The organism is Aggregatibacter segnis ATCC 33393 (assembly GCF_000185305.1).
GTDB classification, from domain to species: Bacteria; Pseudomonadota; Gammaproteobacteria; order Enterobacterales; family Pasteurellaceae; genus Aggregatibacter; species Aggregatibacter segnis.
On record NZ_GL622200.1, the window covers coordinates 1,577,960 to 1,596,840 of the forward strand.

An 18,881-nucleotide genomic window follows, 5' to 3' on the forward strand; every position below is an offset into this window, starting at 1 on the left:
GCTCATATTTCGTTCACAATAAGAGGCAGAATACTCGATGAAAGGTTCCATTCCCCGCACATTTATAGACGATATTTTAACCAAAATTAACATCGTCGATTTAATTAATTCCCGCGTAAAACTGAAAAAAGCCGGCCGTGATTATCAAGCCTGCTGCCCGTTTCACCATGAAAAAACGCCTTCTTTTACCGTCAGCGATAAAAAGCAGTTTTATCATTGTTTCGGTTGTGGTGCGCATGGCAATGCGATTTCCTTTTTAATGGAATACGACAAGCTGGAATTTGTGGAAGCGGTGGAAGAACTCGCAGGCTTTCTCGGGTTGGAAATTCCCTACGAAAAACGACCGCACTTTAACGATAACGGCAAGCAAGTTGGCTATCAAACCAAGCGTAATCTGTATGAACTCATGCAGGAGATTGCTAAGTTTTATCAGCAACAATTGCCGTTAAATATTCCTGCACAAAGTTATCTGCAACAGCGTGGTTTATCAGCGGAAATCATTGAACGTTTTCAAATCGGTTATGTGCCGAATGCCATGGATACCGTTTATCGTCAATTTGGTAAAACGCGTGAAGAGCAACAAAAACTGTTCGATTTAGGCATGTTGTCGCGCAATGATCGTGGCAATGTGTACGACAAATTCCGTAATCGGATTATGTTCCCGATTCGCGATCGTCGCGGACGCACCGTGGCTTTCGGCGGACGCGTGTTAACCGATGAAAAACCCAAATACTTAAACTCGCCGGAAACCATCACCTATCACAAAGGCAGTGAACTTTACGGTTTATTTGAAGCCTTACAGGCGGATGATTCACCACAAAAATTACTGGTTGTTGAAGGTTATATGGATGTGGTGGCATTAGCCCAATTCGGTGTCAATTATGCCGTGGCGTCTCTCGGTACGTCCACCACCTCGGAACAAATTCAATTACTCTTTCGCTCCACGGAACAAGTGATTTGTTGTTATGACGGCGATCGCGCCGGACGCGATGCCGCATGGCGAGCGCTGGAAAATGCGTTGCCTTATATGGAAGATGGCCGCCAGCTGAAATTTATCTTTTTACCTGATGACGAAGACCCGGATAGTTTCATTCGTCAATACGGTAAGCAAGGCTTCGAAGAATACATTGAGAAGGCGCAATCCTTGAGTGAATTTTTGTTCGCCCATTTAACCCCGAAAGTGGATTTCTCCTCAAAAGAAGGCAAAGCAAAACTTGCTGCACTGGCAATTCCGCTGATTAAACAAATTCCGGGTGATGTATTACGTTTGGATTTACGCAATATGCTTGCCAAAAAGCTAGGCATTTTAGATCCCACTCAACTTGAAAGTTTAATGCCCAATCAGGCAAAACAAGAAAATGAACCTGTCGCACAAGGGATCCAATTTAAGCCGACACCAATGCGTATTTTGGTCGCGTTATTGCTACAAAACCCGGAGCTGGTGAAATTCGTACCGGATTTGGAGCCGCTCAAAAATTTGGACGAGCCGGGCTACGATTTATTCGTAGAATTGACCGCACTTTGCCGCGAAAAAGTGGGCATCAGTGCAGGGCAGTTACTAGAGCACTGGCGTGATACAAAACAACAAAAAACACTTGAAAAACTGCTGGCGTGGAACCACTTGATTGAAGACGATAAGATCGAGGACACGTTCCGCGAAACATTACGTTACTTTTACCTGCAACTGGTTGATAAACGCATCCATTGGCTCATCGCTAAAGATCGTGCGGAAGGATTGGATCTCAACGAGAAAAAAGAGCTTTCACATTTGTTGGTAAAAAAACAAGAAAAGAAATAGTTAAACCTGAGTAAGAATGTTAGAATTCCTAGCATTTTATCTTCTCCAAATAAGTAAGCAAGGCGGATATCAAATATGGATCAAAATCCACAATCTCAATTGAAACTACTCATCGCTCAAGGGAAAGAGCAAGGTTATTTAACCTATGCTGAGGTGAATGACAGTCTCCCTGAAGAATTAGTCGATGCGGATCAAATTGAAGATATTATTCAGATGATCAACGACATGGGGATTCAAGTGTTGGAAACCGCACCGGATGCGGATGATCTGATGCTCAATGAAAATATCACCGATGAAGATGTCGTTGAAGAAGCAACCCAAGTACTATCCAGCGTAGAAGCAGAACTCGGTCGCACGACTGACCCGGTACGTATGTATATGCGCGAAATGGGTAGCGTAGAATTGCTCACCCGTGAAGGTGAAATTGATATCGCTAAACGAATTGAAGAAGGCATCAACGAAGTTCAAAGCGCAATTGCCGCTTACCCTGAAGCCATTACCTATCTCATTGAACAATATGATTTGGTAGAAAGTGGTGGCGTTCGTTTAGCTGACCTAATTACCGGTTTCGTGGATCCAAACGTATTAAGCGAATCAGAAACGGCCGAATTAGATGAATTCCATTCAGAAGAAGGCGAAGAAAACGTTGCTGCAGCTGAAATTGATGATGAAAGCGAAGACGAAGAAGATAGCGAAGAAAGCGCCAGTGACGACAGCGATAGCGATAACAGCATTGATCCTGAAGTAGCACGTGAAAAATTCACCGCACTTAGACAACAACATCAAAAAACGCTAGAAATCATTGCAAAACACGGTCGAACCGGCAAAAAAGCGAAAGATGAAATTCAGGCATTATCAGATATTTTCACTCAGTTCCGTTTAGTGCCAAAGCAATTTGATACCCTTGTTTTATCTACGCGAGATATGATGAAACGTGTTCGCCATCAAGAGCGTCTGATTCAACGTCTTGTCGTAGATAACGCTAAAATGCCAAAATCCAGTTTCCAAAAAAGCTTTATTGGCCATGAAACCAGCGATGTATGGTTGGTAAAAGCGCTTGCCGCCGGTAAGTCTTGGTCTGAAAAACTCGCACAGTATGAAGATGAATTGCGCCAAGCAATTGCTCATTTAGTTCAAATTGAGCAAGACACCAATTTAACCATTGGACAAATTCGAGAAATTGGTGAACGTATCTCACAAGGTGAACTCAAAGCCCGCCGTGCAAAAAAAGAAATGGTGGAAGCAAACCTTCGTTTGGTGATTTCCATTGCCAAAAAATACACCAACCGTGGCTTACAATTCCTTGATTTAATTCAAGAAGGTAACATTGGTTTGATGAAAGCCGTAGATAAATTTGAATACCGTCGCGGTTACAAATTCTCTACTTATGCCACCTGGTGGATTCGTCAGGCAATTACCCGTTCTATCGCAGACCAGGCACGTACCATTCGTATTCCGGTGCATATGATTGAGACCATCAATAAACTCAATCGTATTTCTCGTCAAATGTTGCAAGAGATGGGTCGTGAAGCAACACCGGAAGAATTAGCGGAACGTATGGGTATGCCGGAAGATAAAATCCGTAAAGTGCTGAAAATTGCTAAAGAGCCGATTTCCATGGAAACCCCAATCGGTGATGACGATGATTCCCATTTAGGTGATTTCATCGAAGACTCTACCTTAGAGCTTCCTCTGGATTCTGCCACCGCACAAAGTTTAAAAGCAGCGACACACGAAGTGTTGGAGGGCTTAACGCCGCGTGAAGCGAAAGTGCTTCGTATGCGTTTCGGTATCGACATGAACACCGATCACACATTAGAAGAAGTCGGCAAACAATTTGACGTGACCCGTGAACGTATTCGTCAAATCGAAGCCAAAGCACTACGCAAATTACGCCACCCAAGTCGTTCAGAAACTTTACGCAGTTTCTTGGACGAGTAATTTTTAATACAAGAAAAAAGGATAAGTCAAAAGGCTTATCCTTTTTTGTTTAAATTAAACACACACAAGATGGCGAGGCTAGACTTTAACCCGATATTTCCCTATAATCCCACCGCAACTCTTACCGCCCCCATAGCTCAGTCGGTTAGAGCAGTCGACTCATAATCGATTGGTCACAGGTTCAAGTCCTGTTGGGGGCACCAAAAAACTTATCACGCCCCCTCGCAACTCATCAAAAACACCAGTTAAAGCTAGTAATTATAAGACTTTATAGCGTTTTACCCTATCGTACCCCCTCGTAAACAATCGCCCTTAACCGCTCTTTTTTGTAACCACGATTGTAACCATGTGCTAATATCCCTTTTCCGTGGTTACATAAAATTGCTAAATGGTTACCAAATATGCCTAAAATTACTAAGCCTCTAACCAATACCGAAGTAGAAAGATCTAAGCCAAAAGCCAAAGAATACACCCTTACTGATGGCTATGGATTATTTCTATTAGTCTTGCCTACCGGCGTTAAATCATGGCGTTTTAACTATATCCGCCCACTTACTAAAAAACGTACTAAAGTTTCTTTAGGAACTTATCCCGCTTTATCTTTGGCTCAAGCCCGTTCTATTCGTGAAGAATATCGCTCTTTGTTGGCCCAAGGCATAGATCCACAAGAACACAAAGAACAAGAACAGAAAGCCGCTATTGAGCATATAGAAAATAGCTTGCTATCTGTTGCTAATCGTTGGAAGGCCAAGAAGGTTCAAAAAGTAGAAGCTGAGACATTAAAAAAAGATTGGCGCCGCATGGAAATCTATTTGTTTCCTTTTATTGGTGATATGCCAATAAATGAAATTCTGCCAAAGGTTGTTATTGAAGCATTAGAATCACTCTATAACCAAGGCAAGGGCGATACATTAAAGCGCACTATTCGGCTATTGAATGAAGTACTTAATTTCGCTGTAAACTACGGCCTAATTGCCTTTAATCCTTGCTTACGAATCAATGAAGTATTTAACTTTGGAAAATCCACCAACAACCCGGCAATAACACCAAAAGAACTACCGGAATTAATAAAAGCCGTGATGTATTCCAGTGCGGCCATTCAAACAAAGTTATTATTCAAATTTCAGTTATTAACCATGGTACGACCTGCTGAAGCAAGTAACGCCACATGGTCTGAAATTGATTTTAAAAAATCTTTATGGACTATCCCGGCTAACAGAATGAAGAAAAGGCATCCTTTTGTAATTCCCCTTTCTTCCCAAGCTATGGCAATTCTAAACAAAATGAAAAGTATATCCGTGAAAAGCGAATATGTTTTTCAAAGTTGGATTAAGTCTAACCAACCAATGAGCAGTCAAACAATCAATAAAATGTTAGTCGATTTGGGCTACAAGAATAAACAAACTGCTCATGGATTAAGAACAATCGGGCACACTTATTTAGCCGATCTGCGTATTGATTATGAAGTGGCTGAAATGTGTATTTCTCATAAAACGGGCACGCAAACAGGCAAGATTTATGATAGGGCTGATTTCCTTGAACAACGCAAGCCGGTGATGCAACTTTGGGGCGATTATGTAGAACAATGTGAACGTTAAAAGTGATGTACGTGGAAAATATTTAAAAAGTGCGTTCACTCGTTCACTTGTTTACTTTCTTTTATTTTTCAAATGCTTATAAGTTGAAGACGAAATCGAAGTTATTCACCTAGGTATTCACCTTTTTAGATGAAAAAAGCGCGGTTTTTATGCCGCGCCTTTCACTATCTATTTGATTTTATGTACTCATTATAAAACTCATCAAAGTTTTTAAAGTGTACGTTAGTGATATATCTTCCTTTTTCCGCACCGGAAGTAATTCGTCTGCGGGTGTATGGATATTTATTTTTATGTTGCGCCAATCCTTGTCTCAATGATTCGGTAAAGTTATTCAGTGTTAAAGCATTTTGAATATTATTGGCTTCGATAAATACCAAGTAAGCCGGGTAAAGGTGCGTTCTTGGAAGTCCGGTTTTTGCGTTGCCAATTCCTAGCCCGTTACTTTCTTGAGAGGTTAGGAAATAACTACAAAACACCGTTAAATGATCTGAGTTCATTTTGATTTCTAACGCTTCGGCGCTTTCCTTTTGTTTGGTTAGCGCTTTTTTCGCATCTAACGGATTTTTAAAAGCCTGAATCAGTTTATAAATAATTCCTCCCGCTTCAGCTTCTATCTTATCCATTAAGTGCGGATCGCGTTTACTTTCCGGCACCACCTTATCAAAGTGAAAAATCACTCGGCGGCGTTCAATACCTCCGTTTCTTTCTGTGAAGCGTGTTGGCTCATTGTTGACGATTAGCACTATCGCGGGAATGTCCGCTTTAAACTTGCTTTTGTGCTTCGGATCGATATTGACTAAATCCCCCGCACTAATGCTTTTTAGTCCACCACCATCACCGCCATAGCGGGATTGTTCCAGGCATAGAATGAGCGTTTTATTCACAAAGTTTTCACGGCCGCGCGGTTCGTCTAAATCGACTAATCGACCTCTTTCCGTGTTTTGTTCGCCGGCTAACATTGTGGCAATTTGCGCAAATACCGATTTTCCGCTACCACCATCGCCGGTTACTTCAAAGAATAATTGCCAGTTATGGCGATTCGTTAAAATCGCGTAAAGTGCGCCCAAGATTGCTTGCTTTTTATCTTCCTTGCCATCAGCAACAAAATTCAACCAATTATCAAAGTGCGGTGTATTTTCTTCCTGATTCGTGTAATCGTACGGAATAAAGGAAGTGAGCCAATTTTCCCGACAATGTGGACTAAATTCCAAGGTAGAACGATTTAATACGCCATTTTTTCTAATAACTCCTTGGACTGTTCCCCCATTTTGGCCGCTTGAATCTTCGCTGTATCAATCATTGAATCAATAGAACGGGCACTATAAGTAAATTCTTGTTCATCGTAAAACTGAACGGCTTTAACCTCCAATTCCGATCTAGGTAGAATCTCCCAATTTGCGCCAGTGTAATGATAAAGCTCCTTATCTAAGCTGTGTTGAGCAATATCTAGATTCAGCCATTTTACGAATGCTCGGGCTTTTACATTAGTTCCGTCCTTTTCTTTCAATTTCGGCGGCTGAGCAATTTTATCCGCAATTTCTACCGCACTTTTATCCGTGCGTAGTCGTTGAATGTAACCACTTAGATTTTCCTTCATCTGCGCAGCGCCATCATATAAAACAACATGATCAGCTTTTGTATGCTTTGCTAGATTGTGACAAATACCGGTGATTTCTGTTTGCTCCAATTCACCACATTGGAAAATCATGATTGAGCGTTGTTCCGGGTCGGCTAGTCTGATTCCTGAAATATCTTCAAGCTGCTGTTCGGCAAGAATCACCGGCTTTTGTCTAGCGTCCATACCTTCCACCAATGAACACAATAACAACCATTCTTCGTCTTTTCCTTTGTTCCATGCTTGCCAAGCTTTACGCCCGGCAAGAATGATTAACGCTGAATAAGGTTCTTTCGGCTGATCTGCTAAATGTGGTGCATTAATTAAGCGGGCCATGATTTACCCCCTCAACTGCGCCGTTCTCAATCATATTGATACGCATGGCAACGATTTCCTGAAAATATGAAAATGTGCTTACCAAGGAAATCACTAAGCTATGCTTCAATAAGCCATCTATAAGTTCATCATTGGATAGCATTGCTGCGGTTTCCTCCGGCGCTAAAGAAGGCGGTTTTGGCGCCATCTGTAGTAAATGCTTATTGATCGTGATTAATTCATCACGAAGAATTTTTAGCCCACCGAGATATTCAGCGGGATAATCAATAAACTGTTCAGCTAATGCCAAAATTGATTCGGTGGTATAAGGGAAAGACGAATTAAAGGCTTCATCTTTAGGTTTTCCCATGTTCTGATGACTGATTGAAATCGCGTTCAATTCAATGGCATTTAGTTTGGAATAATCCATTTTTTGATTGAGATCCATTATTTCACCCCCGTGATTTTCAATCCTGCTGTAGTTGCTCGTTTAATTGATTTCAGCGCGTCTGTTGCGCCTTTTAAATGTCCGTTGTGAATGTAGTCTTTGGCAAAGCTAAGATAAAATTCAGTCTGTTTAATGGCTTTTACCAACTGTTCCCAATCCGGCAAGCGTTCTTCCTCAAATAGGCTAGGGCGCTTCTTGCTTACTTTGGTTTTTAACTTACGCATTTGCCACCACCTGTAATCGTTCAATTTGTGTTACTACTTCGGCAAATTTAGAAATTAAATAGCCGTTTGCCTGATTGAAGTCCTTTAAAAGTGCGGTCTGTTCTTTTGTTAAATCGGCAGCTTTCGCCAATTCGTTAAATAACTTTCCACCACCTTTTAACCGTTCCACTAAATCCGCACATTCGCCGCGCATTTTTAGTTTGTGATGGAAGTCGTCCGGGTAAACCTCTAAGCAACGTTGATTGCTGTCATGGATTAACTTAAATTGGCGACTGATTTGCGCATATTCCGCGTGTAAAGGATTGAATGAGAGTTTCCCCTTATACTGGTTACTTACTTTCATTATTGCCACCCTCCCAAAGTACATTCACTGCATCTTTAGTCCGCACAATCAGATCACGCACGGCCCAAAGTGAATCGCTTAATGCTTTCTCCCTTGTGTTGTTATCCACCATCAGAAGAATAGCTTCCGCTTGAGCAAGATTTTTTGTGATTTCGTCCATTGCGTCTAATTTCTTCATGATTTTGTCCTCTCCCTAAAGCTCTTCTTCTAACGACATTACAGAAGTGAGGATTAATTTTGATACGGCACGGAAGGCGGCTTCATAGGTGGTGCGATCAACCTTATCAATCGTTCCATTGCCTTTGCTAATTAGTTCTGAAATCGCTTGAGCTTCCCACAATCCTTCAAGTGCTTTGGTAATTTCTTCATTACGCATGAGCCACCTCCATAGAATCACGAGAGATTGCCGAAAAAGCGCGGTCGTTTTTCACGGTGTTTTGAAGATTGATTTTGCCGGTAAGCACAAGAACAAAATCACGGGCGAATTTGGCGCGCGCGGCTTGTTCTGTATCGGCAGTGATACGGATTTTTTGAATGTGATTGGTTAGATCGGTACGGCGAATAGCCGCAAAAATGAATTGATACATTTGCGTAGATTCCAATAACTGATTTTTAGAATCTACCGCTAGACTTCTCACGGTCGGGCGGTAGAACGTAACAGGGTGAGAAACTGTCGTTATTGGAAAACAGCCCGTCAAAGACGGCCTATTACGCTCTACCATTGAATGAATTTTTAGATTAGATAAAACAAAATCCGCAAATTCTTTAGGTGTGCGAATGTCACGAACAAAAAAAGCACGGTTAAAAGGCGTGCTATCGTTCGCCAATAACTTAATATTCAGCTTCTCACGGCTGACCTTAGATTTTGCTAAGGTGTGGATATACTCGCAAATTTGACCGCACTTTGTAAAGTGAAAGCTGTTGTAATTATTTTCATATTGTTTATAATTAACGTGATTTAAATTCATATTCGTTCCTTTTATGGATTTAGATCGGGAAACGTGGCGTGTGCTTTGTGTTTGGCTCATGGTCGCTAAAATCATTCATTAGCGTTCAAAGTGTGTTCCGCTGTTTCCGCTCTCATGTAATTTAGGTTATCTACCTTCTGAGTGATTCTTAAGGTAGGGAAATGCGCCGCTTGGGTTGAGCCTTGCGGCGTTTTTCTTTTAACGGAATCGAAAGTAGGCTTGCTGTTCTTCATGCGCAGTAAGCTCACCTCCCTTAGCCTTATAAATGGCAATCACCTGTTTTAACTGTTCGGCATCTGCGATTTCATAGCGGTAATATTGTCCCATTCCATCTGCAGTCTTTTCCGTTGTACGTTTCACTTTGCCGGTTAAATGATTGCGTTCAAGTTCACTGATATAGTTACGCGCTGACGTCATGCCCATTGAGTAACCATCAATGCCGCTAATACTAGAAAGAATTAAGCGGTGTAACACTTTTAAGAATTGTGTTGGTTTTCTTGCTTCGTTCATCTTCCACCACCTTAAGCGCGTGCTGCTTTTTGTTCTTCAATCCACGCATTTACTTCTTCTAAATCCCAACGGACAAAGTTTTGTGAAAAGCGGATCGGTTGTGGGAATTGTTTAGCTTTTACAAGCTCATTGAGTTTGGTGCGGCCAAAGCTTACGCGTCGGCAAACATCGGCACCGGTGATGAGTTTTTTAGATTGGGTTTGAGATTGGCTCATAAAAAATACCTTTCGTTAGTTTAACCATGTGGAATAGCGTTCTATTCCGTTGAGTTGTTCGAACGGGAGGTATTAGAAAGGATTTTTTAGGGTGGCAAAATCTATATAGATCCAAAACGAATCTATATAGATCTCTTGAAGGGGTTATTTGATTTTATTTGCTTTGCTGAATTTATCTCGTAAATTAGCTTCACTTAATCCAGTATAACCTTGATATTGTTCACTAATATAAACTATTAATTCTTCTTGGTTGCCAAAGCTATTTTCAGACAAACAAAGTTCTTTTAAGGCTTGTATAAGATTTAAGTAAGAAGTTTCAGATTTTCCAGAAATTTCTCTACTACTTTCCCCTATCTCTTTTTGGAATTCTTCAATTTGTTTATTTTTATCACTAATTTGATTTTTAAGTTTCTGAATTTCTTCTTGCTGTTCATAACTTTCATCAATTACGGAAAATAATTTCAAAAATGAGATCATATCCTCGTGAATAATATAAATATCATCTAAATAAAGCTCTGTTCTGTTTTCGTAAATAGGCAAATGAAGATAAAGCCCAGAAAAGGTGTTTACATAAATATCAGGGAATTCCTCTATATAACCACGCTCTATTAGCTCTAGGGTATTGTATGGTTCGAATACTTCCTTAGAGAGAGGAAAATAACCATTAAAAACAAGATTTCTAAAACGGTCTAATTCTCCGGTATAAAGCTTTATTTCATCATTTTTAGAAAAGTAGTCAGGGAGGTAGTAGGCATCATTTAATATAACATCAATACTAAAATAAATGTTATTTAGTTTTATTCTGTAAATTTCAAAGTTTTCGTTGTGTTCTATTTCTGACTTTGTTTCCCCTTGGCTAAATTGTAAAAATATTTCTTCATTTCTAATATTTAGCGTTTTATTATGTGGAATTTCCCGTTTATTTACGCTATCTATCTTATTAATTCGCCCTTCAAGATGAATTGAAGCTTGTAAATCACCTGATTGAATATATTCTAATAAATCGTATTCTGAAATATTAATATTGTAGTTCAATGAGATATATTTTACCGCATCAGTGATTGAATATGCCTTTTTAGGCAAGAACTTTTGATTCGACATAAATGCCCCTTTCGCATTTGTCCTTATGATAGGAACGCACCAACAAGATAAGGCTTCTTACTTTCGGGGATCAGCCTAGGTGCGTTGAATTATTTCTGAAAAAAAACACGCCAATATCAAACAATATAGGCGTGTTTTGATTGATTAAGCACGTTTAGAATCTATAGTAGATAAATCCGGCTTATTTATATTAAATAAAGGTTTAAATATTTTAGGGACTTTTCCTAATAATCCAAGAGCCAATAAAATTGGAATAGTAAAAATAAGAAAGAACACCATTATAATAATATCTAGTAGACTATTAAATATAAAAGCTGCGTGAACAATATTTGCTGACGAATCAAAAATATTATGAAACTCATTTAAGGTTGCATTTTCAAGAATATTCTGGTTTTCATCAATATTTTTTCTATAAGCAAATCTAGCTTCTTCATTGGAATTGATATATCGTATAAATTTCCAACGAATTTTTATATTATCAAGAGCTATTCTACTAAAATGAGATCTTAGTAGTTTTTCCAATACCTCTTTAGCTTTAACATCAACATCTTTTTCAACTAAAATAGCTGATAACTGTTTCTGTATAGCTGAATGTTTTTTCTGATACTTATAGATTATGAGAGGTAAGATAATTTTTTTATATACCCATTCAATAAGGAAAACAACGCATAGTATAGATAAAAATGTTAGTAGTAGATTATCCATCTTTGTCCTCCGTTATCTTTAGTTTGATGTATAAACGAACATTACAAGCTACGCTGGCAAGCAATAACCCAACTAATATAATATATGCCATGTAACTTTTTGTGGGTTCTTGTATATACTCCAATATCACCTGTAGAATCTGATCTTTTTGCTCTTGGCTAGATTGAGCAAAAATTAAAAGTAAAATTAAAGAAAACATTGACTGTAACGGTTTTTCAGCTAACTTAGTAAAAACGCTACTAATACAATTATAAAAGTGTTCCATAATGTTTATGGTTAGAATTTGTATATATGAATAGAGTTGTGCTGATTCTAGCATTAGATTTGGGAATAGGCAAACAATCGTTAAGCCCCGTTAAGCTACGGCTGTTTTAGGATTATTTATTCTGCGTTATAATTAATGCGCTACATATTGGAAACGGTTTGTAGTAGGTGCTTCCGCAGTTCGGGGGCTTATATTTAAATACTGTCAATGATGGCTTGGGCTGTATTTTCCTTATTAAATAAAAATCCCCACGTTGTGAAGCGTAGGGATTTTTTTACATCTCATAAATCAATACCATTAAATTGTTCTAGTGCCTGTTTGTGTTCTTCCGATAACTCAAAAATCAGATCGCCATATTCAAGTTGATAAGTACCGAATGACATCAAGAAAGCTACTGCCGGATCGATTTTGTTTGCGGCCTTTTTCTTGTTCGGTTTTATGTTGGCGTTCGCATCGGTTTCCATCACAACATTGGATAATGCCCACGAAAGTACCGGATCGCCGTGGTGTTCTATCACTTGGCGATTTATCAACACTTCCGCACTTTTGGCCACCGGGCTAAATCGTTGATAGGTTTGTGGGAACGGTTCTACCTCTAAGCCTGCTGCCTGTAATTGCGTTCTTAAATGCGTGGCGTTCCAAACATCAAAGCCGATCATTTTGATATTGAAGTTTTCCGCATCTTTCAAAATATCATCGCGGATTTTGTCATAGTCGATACAGTCGCCCTCTGTGGCAATTAGCCACCCTTGGCGCACCCAGTTTCGATAGATTGCCCGGTTCTTGTTAGCCACATTATTAAGCTGAAATTCAGGAATATAATGCCGGGTAATCAACCGCACTTTTTTCCCTTGAGGGAAGGTGTAACAAAGGCTTGTTAGGTCGTTGGTGCTAGATAAATCCAAGCCTAAATAGCAATCTTGGTGAAGTAAGTCGCTTTCCGTGTAATCTCGTGCGCACTGCGCCCAATTGCCTTCACCTAGCCATGGCGTTGTTCCTTGGCACCAAACATTAAAACGCTTGGTAAGCATTTCCACCCACTCGGAAGGAATCCCTCGGGCTTTCTTGATCGTGTTTTCAAAATCAAGGTAAGGAATGGATTTACCGATATTCGGATTGGCTTTTACCCAGTTTTCCGGATTATCAATTTCGCTTTCTTCGTCCAATTCAAAAATCAGCACAAATAAGCTGTCGTTTTGTTCGTTGCCTTCCAGTATTTGCGCGCAGTAATCATAGTGCTGCTTACAAGCGGAAATAACGTTACTTCCCGCTGTAGTAATGGCAAACAGTAAACCTTCCGGGCGTGCGCCTTGCCCTAGTTCTAATGCGCTGTAAACGCTGTTATCAGTGTGTAGGTGGTATTCGTCCACAATGGCGAGACTTGGGTTAGTTCCCTCAATGGTTGAGGATTTAGCCGCTAATGGGCGCATTAAGCTATTTGATTTCGGATTAATCAGTTTATGCTGCTGAATATTGAGCCGTTTGCGCAAAGGCGGGGAAAGCAAGCACATTTGGCGCGCATCATCAAACACAATGCGGGCTTGGTCTCGGCTTACTGCTGCAGTGTAAATATCTTGTTGGCCTGATTCCATCAGTAGGAACCAATTAGCCAACACGGCGGCCACGGTGGACTTGGCATTTTTTCGCGCCACTTGGATATAAGCGGAACGATATTTTCTCAAGCCGGTATTGGTGCGCTTAAAGCCTAACAGATTGGCGAATAGAAACGTCTGCCAGTCTGAAAGCTCGATTGGTTGCCCGCGTAAATGCCCTTTAACGTGTGGGCATAGGCGGGAGAAAGCCAAGAATTTATTTACCGCACTTTCATCAAAGAAATAAGCGGGGTTCGCTAAATCGTCAAAATAACGCGCTACGGCTTGTTTTATCTTACGACAAGCCACTAATTTCACCTGATTGAACTTTCTTCGCGTATTCGTGCCAGGTTTCCATTTTTCGCCTACATTGTGAGGATTTCATCCAACATATCAGTAACGTCCGTTTCTACTGGATTTTTACGGCGACTTACTGGATCGAAGCCTAACAGGGAAGACATCTTGATCATGACTTTTTCGGCATCTGCTTTCGCGGATAATGCCGGGTTTCTTGATTGTGTGCCTTGGCTATTTACGATAATGAAGCCATTTTTGGCTAAATCTGCCACGGAATGCCGCCAAATTGCGTAGTTTTCGCAATAAATTTCAAGGTTTGTTAAATCTTCCGGCTTAATATCGCCACGTTCTGAAAGTTGTTTAATACGCGCTTTCCATTGGCTTTTAGCAATATCATCCAAGAAATCAGGCGTTTTATAACTTTTTCGCTTGCTCATTCACTTTCCTTATTTTCTAAAAAATCACTTTGCTTAAAAATTTGAGTGGGCGGGCGGTTCCGTAGGGTTGCCACTTTCTTTCAAAAACTCCCCCACCTCTTCAAATTGTCTTTTTGTAATCGTTTAATTTAAAGCAAAGTCCAAAGTTGGATTTTGTTCAAAATTTCGACTAATCCAAAATTGGATTGGTTAGCTCAGGTATGGTCATAATGACCACGGCTTACTTCTTCGCACCAAATCCGCGTTGGTCTATCACTCGTGTTTTATAGCTGTGACAATCACGACATAAAGGCTGATGATTGCTTGCTACCCAAAACAACGGATCGGCTTGCCCGTTCTCTACCGGCTTGATATGGTCTATCACTGTTGCCGGAGTATATTTGCCTTGCTCTAAGCACATCACACAAAGGGGATGATGCTTTAAGTATTGTGCGCGGTATTTGCTCCACTTGTGGTCGTAACCGCGTGCGCTACTGTTTGGGCGGTTGTCCTTGGGTTTATGCTCCTCACATCTACCGGACTTTACTTTGTTTCTACATCCGGGATAGCTACAACGTCTTAATGATTGGTATGGCATCGGTTACTAAATCCTTAGTAAGCGCATGGTTCTCTATACACTTCCCACAATGCGGAAATCGTCATAGGTGCCGGTTTAAGGTTGGCTAAGTCTGTGACGGCTTCGCGGTTAGTGTAGAGATAGGCAATATACATTAAACAACCAATCTTAATCGCCGGGGTAAAAGGTATGGTCTTTTCCGTTTCTTCTTCCCCAAAGGTTTTGCCAATATGTTTTTGGCATACTTCCAATGTGGCCACCTTATAGGCTTCCAGTAACTCATCATCTAAATCATGATCGAGATTTAAGTGCGCTTTGATTTCATCAATCGTTAAATTAATTTCCACCATTGCCGGTCAACTCCTTACAGATAAGCTGTAGTTCTTTGTGTGCTTCTTTACTATCAATAATGTTGATTATCTCTAGCGAACGGTTCCCATATTTCACGCGCATAGTGTTATCAACATTAGTTCCGTAACGTATGCGAATGCGCACCGTATTTTCATTTAATGGCACCGCACCGGAGAAGAACTCTCTACCTTGTAATGGTTCAACCGCCGCCCGGATATTGGCAACGGTTTTCCATTTACTCACAATACCGCCGTAGTCGTTCTGTTCGTTCACTTGCTTTTGTAGGCTAATCACCTTGTTATACTTTCCGGCCTTAATCATGATTGCCATTGCTTACCCCCGGTTCTTGTTCATCACCGCGTTTTACTTCTACGGTTTGTTTCCATGCTTGGCTAAATTCTTCTCCACCCTCATAAGGCGGTAAACCTTCACGGCGGCGGACTTCATTCGGGCACATTACACCGGCTTTAATTGCCACATCGTAACTCTTGAAACGCTCGCTTTGACTTGTGCGCAATAAGTCGCTTGTATCAAATTCAATTAAGTAACGTTTCTTGCTGTTGCTACCTAAATCAATCATCAAGGCATCTTTTAGCTGCTGTTCAAAATTAGTTAGCCAAGGGCGCAAGGTTTGCGATAAAAAGGCTCGACTGGCTTCACTAAAGTTTGAATAACTGCTATTGGAATAGTCTTGAAGGAAAATCGGGCTAATGTTGTAGATTCTGGCAATATCGGAAATTGTGAACGTACGGCTTGCTAACCATTCCGCATCTTGGTTTGTCATGCCTAACTGTTTATATTCCATTGAGCCTTCGAGGATTGGTGTTTTCCCAGCGTTCTTTGCCCCCTTATAACGTTCAAGGGCTTTTACCGCTTTTTGTGCTTTGGCATCATCCAACCATTCGGCGGTAGTAATTAATCCACTCGCCATTAAGCCATTTTTCATCACTGCCGATCCGTGTTTCTGTTGAGCAATGCCTAAGCCCACGGTTTCACGGCAAATCGTAATTGGTGAACGTCCCATAAAGCCATCAAGGGAAGAATGGCGTAAATGTAGGATTTCATCTTGAAGATAGTTTTTGGTATTGCCGTCTAAGTCGGTAATTTGATAGATATACTCACCGCCAACTTTGCGATAGATATTGACCGCACTTGGTTCATACGGGGTAAGGCTGATTGGTTCGCCTTTGTTGTTCCATTCAATCACCGCATAAGCGTTACCGTTTAATAGGCAGTGACGCATCATGGTGTATTTAAATTGATACGGTGTTTGGCTACGGTTTGGCATCTCGTTTAAGAGATAGTCCACCGGGTGACGATAAACGCGCTCGCGGCCATCGTCTTTAAGTTGATACAAATAACAAGGCATACTGGCCACCGCTTCTGAAATAACGGTAACAGCACTCATCACCGCCGGTAAACTTTCCGCCGTGTTCGGGCTGACAAATTCCCCTGCGCCGGTATTTGATACACCAAGATAAGAAAGCAGTTCATTAATTGCCATCGGTGAGCTGCGTTGTTCTTTTCGTCTGAATGGGTTCCACATATTACGCCTCCACCACATCGAGCCATTGTTTCAAAAGTGCGGTGGATTTTCCTTGCGTTTTTCCCTTCGCGGTTGCCATTGAGCGTTTGGCAATCTCAACGCTACTTTCAGGATAGGCAGGAATGCTGGTAACGGTGATTTCAAATAATTCCGCTTTGGCCACTGTGCGTTGACAAGGCTCTACATCAAAATTCCATGTTTCTTCTTTAGCCCAAAAGCCGAAAGACATCCCGCTAATATCGCCGCGTTCAACACTTACCAACAAATCACGCCCTAAGGTGGTATCAGGTGGCATTAATTCAAAACGTAAACCTATTGCGTCTTCTTCCAGTTTTAAGGTTCCCGCGCGGGTACGCCCTAATAGTTTGGAATGATCGTGTTCAAATAATGCCCGTACATCGGCACCGCTGCTTAAACTTTCACTAAACGCATTCGCACTGAATTGTTCTACAAAATCGCAATAAAGCACTTCAGAAGGGCTGTCCCACTTCACCACATAGCCAACCAGTTTTTTATTCTCGCTGTCTGCGGCGATTTCGGATGAGCGGATTTCAAATTCTTTATTCATACTTTCCCTTTTAACAAAAAGGGGGCTTAATTGCCCCCGTTGGAATTTGACGATTAAGCCGTAACTTCAATGAACTTGATTGCGTTACTATCTACCACGCCATCACCAAGATATTTATCGGTATGGACTTTATAGAAGCCCGGTTCGGTAATGTTATCAGGGCGGGTTCTTACGCCGGTTTCATGATCTACAATGAAGTAACCGCGTTTGAAGTCACCAAAGGCAACTACCGGTTTATTGGCACCACTTGCCGGCATAGTTTCAAGGAAGTAAACCGGACGACCTAAAAGGGTAGAAGGCGCATCTACGGTTAAACCATCACGCCAAATAAAATCGCCGTTTTTGTTTTTGAGTTTTTGTAATGCCGCCGCAATTGTGGAAGACATCACCCAAACGGCATTTTTACGGTATTTGCTGTGTAAGGTGTAGAACAAATCAATTAGCGTATCAGCGGTGATTTTGTCGGCACCGGCAACTTCTAATTTTTGTAACTTACCAAAGGCGCGTACTTTGTCCGCTTCGGTAGAACGTTCATAGGACAAGAAGCCTTTTGATTTCTTCGTGCCGTCACCGCCGGTTAAGTCGGTTTCTTCGGTTTCGGTGAAGCTTTCGGTAATTTCATCAGTCAACCAACCTAAAACATCAATGCTGGAGAAGTCCAAAATTTCTTGAGTAGTTTTCGGATAGGCATAGATAGGGTTTAACGCAATAGTGACTTCATGGAGTTTCGGTGTGGCGGTACCATTGCGGGCTTGACCTTCCTCACCATGGGCCACTACTGCACCACCAGCGGAAACAAGTTTTTTGTATTCTTTCGCACCAACCGGCAAGCGGACCACGTTACAAATTTGACGCATCACGCTATCATCGGTTAAGCGTTTCATTACGTCTTTATCCAATTGTGGGATCACGGTATAACCGCCATCTTCTTGACCGGTGGTGGAAAGATTCCGTAATTCACCCGTTTTAATGTAGTGGCGTAGTTCGTCATTGCTGAAGGTTTTACCGCGTGTTTCTACCGGTTTGCCTTTGTCGGCAATGTTACGTTCTTCATCGGCCACCGTTTCATAACGGGCGATTTCATCGCTCAATTGTTTAACCAAATCTTTCAACTTTTCAAAGTCAACGTTTTCAGCATCATTTAATGAGCGATTTTCTTGTTCCGCCTTGTCTAACATAGCGCGCATTGCTGCGACTTTTTCCGCTTTTTGTTGGCGTAGTTCTAACAGTTTTTTAAACATAGTTAATCCTTTTAAAATCATCTTAATTAAGACGGCTTATAAAAAGCCCATAGAACAATATATACACAAAAAACAGGAAGTAAATTGCTTAAAAATTAATAGTTTAGCTACGTTAGGATACGTTGAGCAGGTGAAATTTGACTGCTTATTTTTTATACAGGCATAGGTGGAAAAATATAATTTAGATGGGATTTTTTAAGAGTGAACACTAGTGAATACCTAGTGAACACCCTATTCACTATATAAA

The 18,881-nt window shown here is 40.9% G+C and carries 19 protein-coding genes, 1 tRNA gene and 3 pseudogenes; 4 read left to right on the forward strand and 19 right to left on the reverse strand.

From position 1 onward, the window contains the following. The first annotated feature begins 37 nt into the window (after positions 1-37). The 4 genes from dnaG to HMPREF9064_RS02080 all read left to right on the forward strand — a co-directional run bounded on the left by dnaG (position 38) and on the right by HMPREF9064_RS02080 (position 5,337). The gene (gene dnaG / locus HMPREF9064_RS02095) at positions 38-1,798 is read left to right on the forward strand and encodes a DNA primase (protein WP_006719232.1); all 1,761 of its coding nucleotides are present in this window, start codon (positions 38-40) and stop codon (positions 1,796-1,798) included. Between the two features lie 75 nt (positions 1,799-1,873). After that, positions 1,874-3,739: an RNA polymerase sigma factor RpoD gene (rpoD, locus tag HMPREF9064_RS02090; protein ID WP_006719233.1), complete on the forward strand. Its 1,866-nt coding sequence runs from the start codon at positions 1,874-1,876 to the stop codon at positions 3,737-3,739. Between the two features lie 126 nt (positions 3,740-3,865). Beyond that, positions 3,866-3,942: transfer RNA gene (locus HMPREF9064_RS02085), tRNA-Ile, on the forward strand. Positions 3,943-4,140: 198 nt separating this feature from the next. After that, positions 4,141-5,337, forward strand: coding sequence for a tyrosine-type recombinase/integrase (locus HMPREF9064_RS02080; RefSeq protein WP_006719234.1), 1,197 nt, complete (start codon positions 4,141-4,143; stop codon positions 5,335-5,337). A 164-nt stretch (positions 5,338-5,501) separates the two neighbouring features. Here the strand turns inward: HMPREF9064_RS02080 and HMPREF9064_RS10115 are convergent. The 19 genes and pseudogenes from HMPREF9064_RS10115 to HMPREF9064_RS01980 all read right to left on the reverse strand — a co-directional run bounded on the left by HMPREF9064_RS10115 (position 5,502) and on the right by HMPREF9064_RS01980 (position 18,634). Next, a pseudogene (locus tag HMPREF9064_RS10115) lies at positions 5,502-7,288 on the reverse strand (DNA primase family protein). Then, positions 7,272-7,715 carry a hypothetical protein gene (locus HMPREF9064_RS02070; RefSeq protein ID WP_006719237.1) on the reverse strand — a complete coding sequence of 148 codons (444 nt, stop codon included), beginning with the start codon at positions 7,713-7,715 and terminating at the stop codon, positions 7,272-7,274. Before HMPREF9064_RS02070 ends, HMPREF9064_RS10115 begins: the two are co-directional and overlap by 17 nt. Continuing rightward, on the reverse strand, positions 7,715-7,939 hold the full coding sequence (locus HMPREF9064_RS02065; protein WP_006719238.1) for a hypothetical protein: 225 nt from the start codon (positions 7,937-7,939) through the stop codon (positions 7,715-7,717). Before HMPREF9064_RS02065 ends, HMPREF9064_RS02070 begins: the two co-directional genes overlap by 1 nt. Then, positions 7,932-8,264, reverse strand: a pseudogene (locus tag HMPREF9064_RS02060) (hypothetical protein); the annotation flags it as partial. The gene HMPREF9064_RS02065 and the pseudogene HMPREF9064_RS02060, both read right to left, overlap by 8 nt. A gap of 4 nt (positions 8,265-8,268) precedes the next feature. Beyond that, positions 8,269-8,460, reverse strand: coding sequence for a hypothetical protein (locus HMPREF9064_RS02055; RefSeq protein WP_006719240.1), 192 nt, complete (start codon positions 8,458-8,460; stop codon positions 8,269-8,271). 15 nt (positions 8,461-8,475) lie between these two features. Further along, complete coding sequence (locus HMPREF9064_RS02050) at positions 8,476-8,658, reverse strand: hypothetical protein (protein WP_006719242.1); 183 nt, start codon at positions 8,656-8,658, stop codon at positions 8,476-8,478. Continuing rightward, complete coding sequence (locus HMPREF9064_RS02045) at positions 8,651-9,250, reverse strand: host cell division inhibitor Icd-like protein (protein WP_006719243.1); 600 nt, start codon at positions 9,248-9,250, stop codon at positions 8,651-8,653. The genes HMPREF9064_RS02050 and HMPREF9064_RS02045 overlap by 8 nt, the downstream gene beginning before the upstream one ends. Before the next feature lie 198 nt (positions 9,251-9,448). Next, positions 9,449-9,760: a hypothetical protein gene (locus tag HMPREF9064_RS02040; RefSeq protein ID WP_005633836.1), complete on the reverse strand. Its 312-nt coding sequence runs from the start codon at positions 9,758-9,760 to the stop codon at positions 9,449-9,451. A gap of 11 nt (positions 9,761-9,771) precedes the next feature. Further along, the gene (locus HMPREF9064_RS02035) at positions 9,772-9,975 is read right to left on the reverse strand and encodes a helix-turn-helix transcriptional regulator (RefSeq protein ID WP_006719245.1); all 204 of its coding nucleotides are present in this window, start codon (positions 9,973-9,975) and stop codon (positions 9,772-9,774) included. A gap of 144 nt (positions 9,976-10,119) precedes the next feature. Further along, entirely contained in the window at positions 10,120-11,076 is a 957-nt protein-coding gene (locus HMPREF9064_RS02030) for a hypothetical protein (RefSeq protein WP_006719246.1), read from the reverse strand. A 144-nt stretch (positions 11,077-11,220) separates the two neighbouring features. Continuing rightward, positions 11,221-11,781: a hypothetical protein gene (locus tag HMPREF9064_RS02025; protein WP_006719247.1), complete on the reverse strand. Its 561-nt coding sequence runs from the start codon at positions 11,779-11,781 to the stop codon at positions 11,221-11,223. Between the two features lie 546 nt (positions 11,782-12,327). After that, positions 12,328-13,996 (reverse strand): annotated as a pseudogene (locus tag HMPREF9064_RS09640) (terminase large subunit). A gap of 7 nt (positions 13,997-14,003) precedes the next feature. After that, on the reverse strand, positions 14,004-14,372 hold the full coding sequence (locus HMPREF9064_RS02010; RefSeq protein WP_005633848.1) for a phage terminase small subunit P27 family: 369 nt from the start codon (positions 14,370-14,372) through the stop codon (positions 14,004-14,006). A 220-nt stretch (positions 14,373-14,592) separates the two neighbouring features. After that, entirely contained in the window at positions 14,593-14,949 is a 357-nt protein-coding gene (locus HMPREF9064_RS09830) for an HNH endonuclease signature motif containing protein (RefSeq protein WP_006719250.1), read from the reverse strand. Positions 14,950-14,963: 14 nt separating this feature from the next. After that, complete coding sequence (locus HMPREF9064_RS02000; RefSeq protein WP_006719251.1) at positions 14,964-15,278, reverse strand: head-tail connector protein; 315 nt, start codon at positions 15,276-15,278, stop codon at positions 14,964-14,966. Further along, entirely contained in the window at positions 15,265-15,609 is a 345-nt protein-coding gene (locus HMPREF9064_RS01995; protein ID WP_006719252.1) for a phage head closure protein, read from the reverse strand. The genes HMPREF9064_RS02000 and HMPREF9064_RS01995 overlap by 14 nt, the downstream gene beginning before the upstream one ends. Continuing rightward, positions 15,593-16,825, reverse strand: a complete 1,233-nt coding sequence (locus tag HMPREF9064_RS01990) for a phage portal protein (protein WP_006719253.1) — start codon at positions 16,823-16,825, stop codon at positions 15,593-15,595. The genes HMPREF9064_RS01995 and HMPREF9064_RS01990 overlap by 17 nt, the downstream gene beginning before the upstream one ends. Before the next feature lies 1 nt (position 16,826). Beyond that, complete coding sequence (locus HMPREF9064_RS01985; RefSeq protein ID WP_006719254.1) at positions 16,827-17,393, reverse strand: HK97 family phage prohead protease; 567 nt, start codon at positions 17,391-17,393, stop codon at positions 16,827-16,829. Between the two features lie 53 nt (positions 17,394-17,446). Beyond that, a complete protein-coding gene (locus tag HMPREF9064_RS01980) occupies positions 17,447-18,634 on the reverse strand; it encodes a phage major capsid protein (protein WP_032997978.1) in 1,188 nt (395 codons plus the stop codon). Positions 18,635-18,881 lie beyond the last annotated feature (247 nt).

Coding starts and splice junctions, on each gene's coding strand:
- HMPREF9064_RS02045 (WP_006719243.1), bottom strand. CDS start 9,250: ATGAATTTAAATCACGTTAATTATAAACAATATGAAAATAATTACAAC.
- HMPREF9064_RS02080 (WP_006719234.1), top strand. CDS start 4,141: ATGCCTAAAATTACTAAGCCTCTAACCAATACCGAAGTAGAAAGATCT.
- HMPREF9064_RS09830 (WP_006719250.1), bottom strand. CDS start 14,949: ATGCCATACCAATCATTAAGACGTTGTAGCTATCCCGGATGTAGAAAC.
- HMPREF9064_RS02025 (WP_006719247.1), bottom strand. CDS start 11,781: ATGGATAATCTACTACTAACATTTTTATCTATACTATGCGTTGTTTTC.
- HMPREF9064_RS01990 (WP_006719253.1), bottom strand. CDS start 16,825: ATGTGGAACCCATTCAGACGAAAAGAACAACGCAGCTCACCGATGGCA.
- HMPREF9064_RS02050 (WP_006719242.1), bottom strand. CDS start 8,658: ATGCGTAATGAAGAAATTACCAAAGCACTTGAAGGATTGTGGGAAGCT.
- dnaG (WP_006719232.1), top strand. CDS start 38: ATGAAAGGTTCCATTCCCCGCACATTTATAGACGATATTTTAACCAAA.
- HMPREF9064_RS02000 (WP_006719251.1), bottom strand. CDS start 15,278: ATGGTGGAAATTAATTTAACGATTGATGAAATCAAAGCGCACTTAAAT.
- HMPREF9064_RS01980 (WP_032997978.1), bottom strand. CDS start 18,634: ATGTTTAAAAAACTGTTAGAACTACGCCAACAAAAAGCGGAAAAAGTC.
- HMPREF9064_RS02010 (WP_005633848.1), bottom strand. CDS start 14,372: ATGAGCAAGCGAAAAAGTTATAAAACGCCTGATTTCTTGGATGATATT.
- HMPREF9064_RS02055 (WP_006719240.1), bottom strand. CDS start 8,460: ATGAAGAAATTAGACGCAATGGACGAAATCACAAAAAATCTTGCTCAA.
- HMPREF9064_RS02070 (WP_006719237.1), bottom strand. CDS start 7,715: ATGGATCTCAATCAAAAAATGGATTATTCCAAACTAAATGCCATTGAA.
- HMPREF9064_RS02035 (WP_006719245.1), bottom strand. CDS start 9,975: ATGAGCCAATCTCAAACCCAATCTAAAAAACTCATCACCGGTGCCGAT.
- HMPREF9064_RS02030 (WP_006719246.1), bottom strand. CDS start 11,076: ATGTCGAATCAAAAGTTCTTGCCTAAAAAGGCATATTCAATCACTGAT.
- HMPREF9064_RS02065 (WP_006719238.1), bottom strand. CDS start 7,939: ATGCGTAAGTTAAAAACCAAAGTAAGCAAGAAGCGCCCTAGCCTATTT.
- HMPREF9064_RS01995 (WP_006719252.1), bottom strand. CDS start 15,609: ATGGCAATCATGATTAAGGCCGGAAAGTATAACAAGGTGATTAGCCTA.
- HMPREF9064_RS01985 (WP_006719254.1), bottom strand. CDS start 17,393: ATGAATAAAGAATTTGAAATCCGCTCATCCGAAATCGCCGCAGACAGC.
- rpoD (WP_006719233.1), top strand. CDS start 1,874: ATGGATCAAAATCCACAATCTCAATTGAAACTACTCATCGCTCAAGGG.
- HMPREF9064_RS02040 (WP_005633836.1), bottom strand. CDS start 9,760: ATGAACGAAGCAAGAAAACCAACACAATTCTTAAAAGTGTTACACCGC.